Source organism: Variovorax sp. (assembly GCF_035634955.1).
GTDB lineage: Bacteria > Pseudomonadota > Gammaproteobacteria > Burkholderiales > Burkholderiaceae_C > Variovorax.
Window position 1 is genome coordinate 22,535 of record NZ_DASQBZ010000032.1, and the last position, 12,742, is coordinate 35,276.

Sequence of the window (12,742 nt, forward strand, 5' to 3'; positions counted from 1 at the left end):
AGCCGATCGCGCGACAGGGTCGGGCGCGCGCGTTGGCGTTCTTCGAGAGAGGTTGGGGAAACGCGGCTGGCGTCAGCGCGGCGTCAGGCGCCCAGTCGGCGATGCGTGCGGGGGCCCATGGCGTCGGGCAGGCGGCCCTTGAACATGCTGTTGATCTGGCGCATCTGCCGGCGCGCCGCGCCTTCGCCGTCGAAATCGCTGAGCACCGTCATGACGTCCTGGCGCAGGTACCACAGCGCCTCCAGATCGCCGGCGAACTGCACCTTCTGCGCCACCCGCCCGATGATGCCGTGGTCACTGCCGTGGGTGCGCAGCATCTGGAGCATAGCCGCGCGGATCTCCACGGCGCGGTGTTCCTCTGTACGGCGCGAACCCCTGACGGGCTGAGGCAGAAGGCGAAGAAGCTTTCGCAGGATCATGATGATGCGGAAGGCGCGTGACTGTTTGTTGCAGAGGTACCTTAATGGTTGCAAGTGTCATCCACAAGAAGGAGATGCTCCGAAACTTGTTTGAAAACAACATATTTCACGAGTTTGCTCACCGGATTTCCAGGAACGGTAACCTTAGTATTAATTGCAGTCTCGGTATCCGAGCCGATTGGCCCGGAATTGACGGAATGTTCCTACAGCCGGGAACCTATTTGCCATAATCAAAATGCCTTCCCGGCTTCAATACACACTGATTACATGGGAGCCAACACCACGGTTGTTTTCGCGGATCTGACGGGAAGCACGCGTGTGTTCGAGGCCATGGGCAATACCCGGGCAACAGACATCGTCACACGCCTGACCCAGTGGATCGGCGGCGTCTGCCAGACGCACGGGGGCCGAGTGGTCAAGTCACTGGGCGATGGCGTCTTTGCCGTCTTCCCCGACGGCGCGGCGGCGACCATGGCCGTGCTCGAACTGCAACGCAACCATCAGAAGCGCCTCCAGTCCTGGCCGGCGCAACTGCGCATGGAATTGCAGATCGGCGTTGCCGCGGGTGAGGTCGTCGAGGTCGACGGCGACTGTTATGGCGACGCCGTCAATCTGGCATCCCGCCTGAGCGACCTGGCCGGCCCGAGCCAGATCTGGGCCACCGAGTCGGTGATCGAGCAGTTGCACGGCGGCGAAGTGCGGCACCGCAACCTCGGGCCCATCAACATCCGCGGCAAGAACGAGATGCCGGTGGTCTACCGCATCGACTGGCAGGACGAGGTCACCGAATTCCTGACCATGCCGGCAACGCTGATGCCGCCTTCGCGCACCGTCGATTCGGGGTTCGGGCAGATCGAACTGACCTGGCTCGACGTGCGCGGGTTGTTTCGCGTCGAGGACCTGCCCATCCATCTCGGCCGGGTGGACGAGGCGCAGTTCGTCGTCAACGACCCGCGCGTGTCGCGTCTGCATGCGCGCATCGAGTCGCGCAACGGCACCTGCGTCCTGGTGGACGTCAGCACCTACGGCACCTGGGTGAGGTTTCGCAACGGTGCCGGCGCCAGCACCGAGATCGCGCTGCGGCGCGAGGAGTGCGTGCTGCATGGCAGCGGCGAGATCGGACTGGGCGCTCCGCTTTCCGACTTCAGCGCGCCCACCATCGCCTTCACCACGATGGGTGGCAACCTTCAATTGGCACGTCCCGGCGTGCGTTGATGCGTCTTGCCCCGAGGGAAGGCATAAATTTCCTCTCAAGTGTGATTTGCACACTTGTGTTGTTTAAGCGTTTATCCTTGCGGCCTCATCTCACATTTGTGTCCACACAGTGAGCTGTCGCCGGTGATGCGGCTGCGTGGATCCGATAGTGGGCCGACCGTCACCTTCGACCGCCGGACGACTGGCGGCCTGAACGCAGGAGGAAGCCAGCATGGGATTGTTCGCGGTGCTGAACAGCGTGTGGAGACATGGTGGCAGCAAGGCGCTGGTCGAAGACCAGCCTGCATCCGGCGAGCAGTCGAAGCCCGTTCCCCGCATCAAAGTCCTGCGCCCGCACGGACATGCGTTGGCCCTGGAGCCGCGGGTCATGTTCGATGGCGCCGCCGCCTCCGCGGTCGATCACCAGAACGGCGGCGACACGACCCGTCCACCCGAGGCACCGAGCGCCGAGCGCAGCGCCGCGCCCACCGCGCAGGCCAGCGGCGTCACGGCGCGCGAGCCCAGTGCGACGGCGGAAGCCGCGCCGGCCGCGGTCGCGGCCCCCGCGCCGAGTGCTGCGCCGCAACATCTGCTGGTGATCGACAGCCGCGTGGAACAACGCGAGCAGCTGCAGGCACAGACCGGCCCCGACGTGAAGGTGCTGGTGGTCGACAACTCGCAGGACGGCCTGGCTGCCATCTCCGACGCGCTGGCGCAGATGGGGCAAGTCGATTCGATCCAGATCCTGTCGCACGGCGGTGCCGGCCAGTTCACCCTGGGCAGTCGCAACTTCAGCGCGGACAACATCGATCAGCTCGGCGCGCAGCTGCAGGGCTGGCAGCCGCACCTGACGGCCGATGCCGACATCCAGTTGTACGGTTGCAGCGTGGGCGCCGGCGTTGCCGGGCAGACGCTGGTCGATGAACTGGCGCGCTGGACCGGCGCCGACGTCGGCGCATCGTCGGACGCGACCGGCGCGGCCGCCGACGGCGGCAACTGGACGCTGGAGACCCGCGCCGGCGACGTCGACAAGCCGCTGGTACTGGGCGCCGAGACGCTCGCCACTTTCGACGGCCTGCTGGCCGACGCCATGCCGCAGGTGAGCCTGTCCGCGGGCGGCGACAACGTGCTGCTGGGCGATACGTTCACCTTCACTGCGTCGTTCACCAACGGCTCGGAGCAGGTGGGCTATGCGCCCTACATCGACGTGTTCGTGCCGACCACCGGGAAGGACGGCGCTGGCGCAGAGATCGATGACGGCGTAACCCTGCTGTCGGCGACGTTCCAGGGCGTGCAGATCCAGGCCTACGAGGTGGTGTTCGATCCCAGCGGCCTGGCGACGCACCCGCTGGCCAAGGGCCCCGACGGCCAGCCGCTCGTGATCAACGCGGCCCAATTCGGCATGCGCGCCGGTGACACGCTCTGGGTGCTGCAACTGCCCAATGCCAGCATCACGCAGGGGCAGCCGGCCATCGACATCGTCGTCACGCTGCAACTGAGCAACCTGGCCGACACGAACCTGACCGATACCGCGCCGGACCTGACGATCAAGGCGCGCGGCGGCTTCCAGTTCGGCAACACGTCGGCCGACGATCCGACCGCGGATCCGACGTTGATCGAGGCTGTTCCGCACGATTTCGTGGTGCACCCCACCATGGTCGACCTGACCATGACCGCCAACGTGCCGGAGGGGCAGACCGTCACCGGCCCGAACTACCCGCGCAGCATCACGGTGACGGCCAGCACCGCCAGCGACCAGTCGCTGGACGACGTGGTGGTCGGCCAGGACCTGCCCAACGACATCATCGTCACCAGCATCGTGCCGGGCACCGGAGGCACGGTCACGTCGATCACCCTGCAGGACGGCACCGTCATCACCGACACCGGGGCCATCGCCACCACGCTGGCTGCCGGCGCCTACCTGAAGCACTACGAGGTCACCTATGCCAGCCTGACGGGCTCGGTCGACACGACAGTCAACTTCTACGTGCCCGAGGTCGATTCCGACGGCACGCCTGTGCTCGACCCGACCACCGGCGCGCCGCGCACCATCACCATCGACGGGCCGGAGGCGACGGCGCAATGGACGCCGCTGGACACGCGCGACACGCTGCTCGACCCCGACGCCGTGCTCAGCGGCAGCGGCGACCCGGTGTCGTTCCAGGTGCTGTCGATCGTGGTCTACAAGACCCCGACCATCACCGACGACACGGGCACGCCAGGCGCGTCGCCGGGCGACACGCTGACCTACACGCTGCAGGTCGACATCTCCGACTACTTCGCCTTCGGTCGCAACGTGCTCAACCAGGGCACCCTGGTCATCACCGACGCGGCCTCGGACGGGCAGACAGTGGTGGCCGACTCGGGCCGGTTCGTCGCCACGATCAACGGCGTGCAGATAGACGTCGCGATCGCGCCCGCCAGCATCACGGTGGACCCGGTCACCGGCGTGACCACGATGACGCTCGATCTCGCCCAGACCATGCGCGACAACGGCCAGGCCCTGGCGGCGCTGGTTGGCGACCTGGCCTTCGATGACGCGAACGACGGGGCCACCACGGCGACCATCACCTACCAGACGACGATCGACCAGTTCTACGGCCCGCCCAACGCCCAATCGGCCATCAACGAGGGCGACACCGTCGGCAACGACGCCACGGTCAGCGGCACGGTGCTGGTCGACCCTGTCACCACCGGCGAAACCGCCTCGGACAACGACACGTCGACCGTGACGATCACGCCGAGCCAGGTCGACATCGAAGTGCTGGAGGTCGACGACGTCGACGTGAGCGCTGATCCTTCAGTGGAGCTTCGCCCCGGAAACGTGGTGACCTTCCAGGTCAGCTACGACCTGGTGACCGGCGACTACCAGAACTTCAGCCTGCGCGTGTACATGCCGCTGCCGTTGTTCGACGTCAACGGCATCACCTGGACGGTGGGCGAGGGCAACAACCAGTGGTTTACCGGGCCGGACCACACGCTGCTTGACACGGTGCAATCGGTCACCAGCGTCGCCGACGGCAACTACATCGTGTTCGACTTCGGCGACCACAGTTCGCTGATCAACGAAGGCTCGCGAGTCGAACTGCGCTTCACCATGACGGTGAGCGACACGCCGTTCGGCGACCAGCGCAAGGTGACGGTGATCGCGCAGTCCGATCAGGTCACCACGCTCGGCGACACGCACATCATCTCGCAGGATGCGGCGGTGATCGATTCCATTGCCGAGCCGGTGCTGAACATCTCGCACGGCGTTGTCTCCAGCAGCAACGGCACCGTCACGGGAGCTGGAGACAACGGCTGGACGACGCCGGACAACACGACCGACATCCCGTTCACCGCGCCGGTGACGGAGATCACCGACGTCAATGGCGACGTGAGCGGCATCGATGGCGGCGACACGCTGCGCATGGCCACCGCCATCGAGAACAGCGGCGGGGGCGACGCCTATGACGTCAGCACCCGGATCGACCTGCCGCCCGGGCTGGCCTTCGTCGGCGCCGGGCTGGCCGACACGCTGCGCATCTACCGGGGCGACGGCACGCTCCTGGTGGCGGGGACCGACTACGAGGTGGTCGACAACGTCGTGACCTTCCTTGACCCGGTCGAGGCGCACGGCTCGCTGCTGGCCGGCCGCCCGGACACGGATCCGGACAACACCGGGCAGAACCTGGTCGTCCTGGTGTACGACGTGCGCGTGTCGGACACCATTGCCGCGAGCAGCACGCTGCAGACCACCGCGACCCTGACGAACTATGCGGCGGTCGACGAAGGCCAGGACTTCACGCCGGTCGACCTGATCGAACTGGCCGGCGAGCAGGTTGCCGCGCCGGGCATCACCAAGGTCTACCGCGACGGCTCGCTCACCGACGACGACTCCAGCGCCACCCACACCACCGGCGCCAACCTGGTGATCGGCGAGACGATGGACTACGACATCGTCGTCACGTTGCCCGAGGGCACGACCACCAATCTGCGCATCGACGACCTGATCCCATCCGGGCTGGCGCTGGACATGAGCTTCGGTGGCGGGGCGGGCTACGAGATCATCCTGCTGCAATCGCAAAGCGGTGCCTTGAGTGCCGACTTCGCCGGCACCATTGCCGGGCAGACGGCCAGCGGCGACGCGGTCGGCACGGACGGAGCGGATGCACGCCTGAGCTTCACCGCCAGCGTCAACAGCGCCGACAACGACACGGGCAACAACAGCTTCGTGATCCGCGTTCGCCTGGTGGCCAGCAACTCGCCCGAGAACCAGCAGGGCCGGTCGCTCGGCAACAGCGCGCAACTGGTTTACGAGGACCCGGACGGCGACGTGGCCGGAGGCACCGCCGGCGACCGCACCGTGGCATTGAGCAGCGGCACACCCTCCGTGGTGGTGGTGGAGCCGACGCTGACGGTGACGCAGACCGCGGACCCGTTGCCGCAGTTCGGCGTGGACGAGGGCGATACCGTCAACTACACGATCACGATCGGCAATACCAGCGGCACGGACGCGTTCGACCTCGCCTTCCAGGAGACCTTCCCGACCGCGCTGATCTCGGGCATGACGCTGACCAGCGTCACCTACACGGCGCCCGGCGGCGCGACCACCGACATCACCGCGAGTTTTCAGCTCGTCGACGGTGTCCTGAGCAGCCTGGGCACTGCCGACATCGACCTGCCCGACGGCGGGACGATCGTCATCCTGGTCAGCGGAACGGTCACCGCCGAGGCCGACAATTCACAGACCATCGACAGCACCGCCAACGTGAGCTGGACCAGCCTGGACGACACCGTGCCGGTGACGTCTGCCGGCGGCGAGCGCACCGGTGCGGACGGGCTGCTCGACACCGGTGTGCTCAACGACTACCAGGCCGAATCGGTCATCAGGGTGCCGGTGCTGAGCGGCTTGCAGTTGTCGCGCATCGGCGGCATGGTGGACACGCCGCCCGCCGATGGCGGCACCGCGGGCGACAACGAGCAGGTGGCCGTGGGCGAGATCGTGCGCTACCGGGTGGTGTCGGCCATCGGCGAAGGCACGACCAACAACTACCAGATTCGGGTCGTGCTGGACGAGGGCCTGACCTTCGCGAACGACGGCACCATCAGGATCGCCATCGTGTCGGACGGCGGCGCCGCCAGCGTGACGAGTACGCTGCTGCTGAGCGCGGATGGCACGCTGTACGTGACGGGTGACCGCACCAGCGCCATCGCCCAACCGATCCCGGACGACCTGGACGGCCCGGCGCCGACGGCCCTGATCGCCGTGGGCCGGGTGATCGTCGACCCGACCGACAGCCGCATCGTCACCTTCGACCTCGGCACCATCACCAACTCGGATGGCGACGACAACCTGGAAGGGGTGGTGATCGAGTTCAACGCCCGCGTCGCCAACATCGCCAGCAACACCGCGGGTGCGGCGCTGGGGGTCACCGCCAGTTTCATCCGCGAGGGCGGTGTGGTCGGGGCGTCGGACAGCGCCACCGAGATCGTGGTCGAGCCGGCTTTCAGCGGCATGGTCAAGCAGGTCGACACCTTCGACCCGGTCACGACCGACGGAGATGGAAGCACGGCCGACATCTCGGTGCGCTTCACGCAAAGCGGCGGTGCGCCGGCCTATGACGTGACGCTCGTCGACAGCTTTGCCGGCCTGGTCGGCGCAGGCAGGTACACGCCAAGCCGCATCAGCATCGGCGGTACCGAATACGTCATCGGCGTCGATACCTTGCCGGATGGGGTCGCGTTCACTGCCAACGGCGACGGCACGGGCATCACCGTCACCTTCGACAGGATCGACCAGAACACCGAGGTCATCGTGTACTACACGGTGGCGGTGGATGCCAACACCGCCTATGCCAATACCGACGCCGTGCTGACCTGGAGCAGCCTGCCGGAGAGCTTCCAGAACCTCGTCGGCACTGACGTGGGCGTCGACGGCGCCGTCGACGGCGAACGCGACGGCAGCGAGGTCGGGCCCAATACGTACGTGCTGCGCGAAGGCGCCGGCCTGGGCCTGATCAGGGGCCAGTTGTGGGACGACTCGCTGGGGCCGGACGGCAGCATCGGCGCGGGCGAGGCGCTGTTGGCCGACCAGACCGTCACGCTGGTCTGGGGCGGCGCGGACGGCGTGGTCGGCACGGGCGGCGACGACGTGACTTTCACCACCATCACGGACAGCGCAGGGTTCTTCCAGTTCAGCGGCCTTGCCGCCGGCGGCTACCAGGTGCAGGCGCCGACGCCGGTGACCATCGACACCCCGGACCTCGGCGCCGTGCGGGTGCGCTACGACACCGATGCCAACGCACTGGGCCAGGTGGACGCGGCGGTGGAAGAGGGCGGCACCAACGCCGCCGACTTCGGCTACGTGCAGCTCAACGACGCGCCGGTCAACACGGTGCCCGGCGCCCAGCAGGTGCTGGAGGACGAGGTCCTGGCCTTCGACAACGGCAACATCATCAGCGTCGGCGACGTGGACCTGGACAACGGGCCCTCAGCCGGCGTGCTGGACGTGACGCTCACCGTCACGCACGGCATGCTGAACTTCTCCGGCGCGCCGCCGACCGACCTCATCACCGCCGGCACGCTGGGCGGCGCCACCATCACCCTGAGCGGCACCGCGGCGCAGATCAATGACGCACTGCTGCGGCTGACCTACCAGGGCGTGGCGAACTACAACGGCAGCGACGTCCTCAGGATCACCACCAAGGACCGCGGCAGCTTCGGCGACAACCCCGATCCCGCGCTTGGCGACGGCATCCCCGGCCAGTTGGCCGACGAACTGACGGACGAGGACACGGTCGACATCAACGTCCAGGCCGTCAACGACATCCCCGAGGGCGTGAATGACGCGGCCATCGCGGTGGAGGCAGGCGGCACCAACAACCAGACGCCGGGCCGCGATCCCACGGGCAACCTGCTGGACAACGACATCGACGTCGACAAGGCCGACCAGCCGGTGCCGGACGTGCTGCACCTGACGAGCGTCACCAACGAAGACGGTACCGTCGTGGTCCTGATCGACGCCGACGATGACAGCAGCACCGAACACGCGATACAAGGCATCCACGGAACCTTGTACGTGCGGGCCAATGGGGTTGCGCGCTACGTGGTGGACAACGACGACCCGGACGTGCAGGCGCTGCGCACCGCCGACGACATACGGCAGGAGACCTTCACCTACACGCTGGCCGATTCCGCCGGCGCGGACGCCCCGGCCCCGGCCACGCTGACCGTCACCATCCAGGGCGCCAACGACACGCCGGTAGGCAATGACGACACCGGCACCGCCGTCGAGGGCGTCAACGGCGCGCCCGGCACGCCAGCCACGGGCAACGTGGTTCTGGGCGACAGCACCGGCGGCGTGGCCGACACCGACGTCGACAGCGTGGATTTCGGGGAGACTCAGCGCGTCACCGGCATCCGCAACGTCGCCAAGGACGAGGCGGGCGACCTGGTCGCGGTGGTGGCAGGCACCGACACCGTCATCGCCGGCCAGTACGGCACGCTCACCATCGGATCCACTGGCGCCTATACCTACGTGGTGAACGAGGATGCGGTCAATTCGCTGCCGGCCGGCGCGACGCTGCAGGACGTGTTCAGCTACGAGCTCAGCGACACCGGCAACCTGAGCACGCTGGCCAACCTGACCATCACCATCGTCGGCGCCAACGATGCGCCGCTGGCGACGGACGACAGCGCCACCGCGCTCGAGGCCGGCGGGCTGGACAACACCACCCCCGGGTCGAACGGAGAAGGCGTGGCCCTGGCCAACGACACCGACCCGGATACCGGCGACACCGCGCAACTGACGGTCACGGCGATCCGCACCGGCGAGGAGCTGGGCAGCGGCACCGACGGCACGGTGGGCACGCGGCTGCAAGGCCAGTACGGCTGGCTGACCATCCAGGCGGACGGCAGCTACGTCTACGAAGTGAACAATGATGACGCCGCCGTGCAGGCGCTGCGGACCACGGGCAACACGCTGCTGGACTACTTCACCTACACCGCCGGCGACCGCGCCGCGGGCACGCCGGGCATCCAGAGCGACACGGCGCAGATCATCATCACCATCCAGGGCGCCAACGACACGCCGGTGGCCAACGACGACACCGGCACCGCCATCGAGGGCGTCAACGGCGCGCCCGGCACGCCGGCCACAGGCAACGTGGTTCTGGGCGACAGCACCGGCGGCGTGGCCGACACCGACGTCGACAGCGTGGCCAACGGCGAGACCCAGCGCGTGAGCGGCATCCGCACTGGAGACAAGGCCGGCGCGGGCGGCTTCACCGGCGTGGACGGCAGTGCGGGCGACACGGTCATCGCCGGCCAGTACGGCACGCTCACCATCGGCGCGAGCGGCGCCTACACCTACGTGGTGGATGAGGATGCGGTCAATTCGCTGCCGGCCGGCGCGACGCTGGAGGACGTGTTCAGCTACCAGCTCAGCGACACCGGCAACCTGACGGCGGTGGCCAACCTGACCATCACCATCGTCGGGGCCAACGACGCGCCGCTGCCGGTGGACGACACCGCCGTGGCGCTTGAGGCCGGCGGCACCTTCAACCAGACGGCCGGCATCGACCCGCAAGGCAACGTGCTGAGCAACGATTCGGATCCGGACACGGGCGACCAGCTGGTGGTCAACGGCATTCGCGCCGGCACCCGGGACGACGGCGGCCCCGTGACGCTGGTGGTCGGCGACACCAGCGTCGACGGCCAGTACGGCACGCTCACCATTCGCGGCGATGGCACGTTCACCTACGTGGTGAACAACACGCTCGATGCGGTGCAGCGCCTGCGCGACGGCGATTCACTCACCGAAACTTTCTCCTATCACTTGCGCGACCAGTTGTTCGGCAGCGCGGTCGGGCAACTGGTCGTGACGATCGACGGCGCCTGGGACGCGCCGGTCGCGGTGGACGACAGCAACTATGCCGTGCCGCGCCTGATCGACAGCCCCGGGCGGGATGCCGTGGGCAACGTCATTGCCGGCGGCCCATTGGGCGCCGGGGCCGACAGCGACGTCGACGTGCCGGACCTGAGCACCGTAGCGGGCATCCGCCCCGGTGCAGAGGCGGTACCCGGCGCCTTCGACGGCGTGACGGCGGGCACGACCAGTGCGGACGGCACGCAGGTGGTCGGCCAGTACGGCCGATTGACCATCGGCGCCGACGGCAGCTACGTATACGTGGTCAATCCGCTCAATGAGGAGGTGCTGGCCCTGCAGGCCGGCGAATCGCTCATCGAGCGCTTCACCTACCAGTCGGTCGACCGCGGCGGCCTGAACGACACGGCCGAGCTCGTCATCACCGTGTTCGGCCGCAACAACCTGCCGTTCCCGCAGCCCGACAGCGGCGACGCGGTGGAGGCCGGGGGCCTGAACAACGACCGGCCGGGCGTGGACCCCGGCGGGAACGTGCTGACCAACGACATCGACCTCGACCCGCGCGATACGCTGACCGTCAGCGCGGTGCGCACCGGCGGCCTGCTCGAGTCCGGCGCTGATGGCGTCGTGGGCCAGCCGCTGCGCGGAACCTACGGCACGCTTCTGGTCAACGCGGACGGCACCTGGACCTATACGGTGGACAACAGCCTGGCCGCGGTGGAAGCACTGCGCACCGCCGACCAGACGCTGGAGGAAACCTTCACCTACACCGCCAGCGATCCCCAGGGGGCCAGCCGGCAGGCGACGCTGCGCATCGTCATCGCCGGCAGCAACGACACCCCCATTGCACAGGACGACGGTAACGAGGCGCTGGAGGCGGGCGGCATCGACAACGCGACGCCCGGCACCGACGCCACCGGCAACGTGCTGGACAACGACAACGACGTCGACGGCGTGCAATACGGCGAGACCGAGCAGGTGCAGGCCTATGCCGGCGCCAACGGTGCGCAGGGCGAGGCCGGCAGTGCCGTCGCCGGCTTGTACGGGCAGATCGTGATCAATGCCGACGGAAGCTATCGCTACGTGATCGACAACGCGAATCCGGCGGTGCAGGCGCTGCGCACCAGCGGCGAGACGCTGACGGAAACCTTCAGCTACGTCATGCGCGACGCGGCGGGCGCTGTCTCGCAGGCCAACCTGGTGATCGTCGTGCGTGGGGCCAACGACAACCCGGTGGCGCGCGACGACAGCAACGTCGCCAGCGACCAGGTGGTGGCGCCGCAGGCCGGCGGCAACGTGCTGCCCAACGATTCGGACGTCGACGGCGGCGACGCGCTGCATGTCGGCGCGGTGCGCACCGGCGCCGAGAGCGGCGCCGGAACGACCGGTGCACTGGGCCAGCCGCTGGCCGGGCGCTACGGCACGCTGGTCCTGAACGCCGACGGCAGCTACACCTACGCCATCGACCTGACCAACCCGGAGGTGCTGGCCGCGGCCGGCTTCGGGCAGATCCTGCAGGACGTGTTCACCTACACGGTGGTCGACCGCGCAGGCGCCACCGACCAGGCTCAGTTGGTGATCCACCTGGACATCTCGGCGCCGCGCATTGACAACGGCAACCCCGAATATTTCGGCCGCGACCGCTTCTGGCCCGAGCCGCCCACGCTCGGCCTGCAGGTCGAGCCGGGCCTGTTCGTGCAGCCGGTGGTGCGCCAGAGCGAGCTCCAGGACTACACCGACCGGTTGTCGGCCAGCGGCACCGAGATCGCGCTGGTGCTCGACCACTACACGCTGCAGCCGCCGACCTCGTTCACCTACGGACTCAATTCGGTGGGCGGCGAGTTCGTCGGCGAGGTGGTGCGCAACAACGCGCTGGCGGCACAACTGGAGCTGGCCCGGCTGCTGGGCCGGCATGGCCGTGTCAGCCTGACGGCCGACGGGCTGCTCGCCGATCCTTCGCTGTTCTCGTCGAGCGCGGCCAGCCTCACCGTGGGGCCGACGCAGCGGCAGGTGCCGGACGCAGAAGCAGGCGGCAAGCGCAGCCCGCTCGCGCAGGCGCGCGCCACCATTCGCGTGGCCGACGCAGCGCCCGTGCCGCTGGCTCCGGACAACGGCGACGTGCAGGCCCTGCCGTCGGCCGGCGACACCCTGGCCCTGGCCGAGCCGGTCCCGGTCGCCACGGCCTCCGCCTTCAGCGAACAGCTCAGGCGCGCAGCTGCCCAACTGCATTCACAGTTCTTCCAATAACAAGACCAACTCATGC

At 68.0% G+C, this 12,742-nt stretch carries 3 protein-coding genes; 2 read left to right on the forward strand and 1 reads right to left on the reverse strand.

Annotated features, from left to right (window positions below; all coding sequences use genetic code 11):
* Window positions 1-83 precede the first annotated feature (83 nt).
* Window positions 84-326, reverse strand: a complete 243-nt coding sequence (locus VES41_RS21030) for a hypothetical protein (RefSeq protein ID WP_324821129.1) — start codon at window positions 324-326, stop codon at window positions 84-86.
* Window positions 327-686: 360 nt separating this feature from the next.
* On the opposite strand from VES41_RS21030, the gene VES41_RS21035 reads away from it, so the two are divergent.
* Window positions 687-1,634 (forward strand): adenylate/guanylate cyclase domain-containing protein, encoded by a 948-nt coding sequence (locus VES41_RS21035; RefSeq protein ID WP_324821132.1) that lies wholly within the window; start codon window positions 687-689, stop codon window positions 1,632-1,634.
* Window positions 1,635-1,845: 211 nt separating this feature from the next.
* The gene (locus VES41_RS21040) at window positions 1,846-12,726 is read left to right on the forward strand and encodes a VCBS domain-containing protein (RefSeq protein ID WP_324821135.1); all 10,881 of its coding nucleotides are present in this window, start codon (window positions 1,846-1,848) and stop codon (window positions 12,724-12,726) included.
* The last annotated feature ends 16 nt before the right edge of the window (window positions 12,727-12,742 follow it).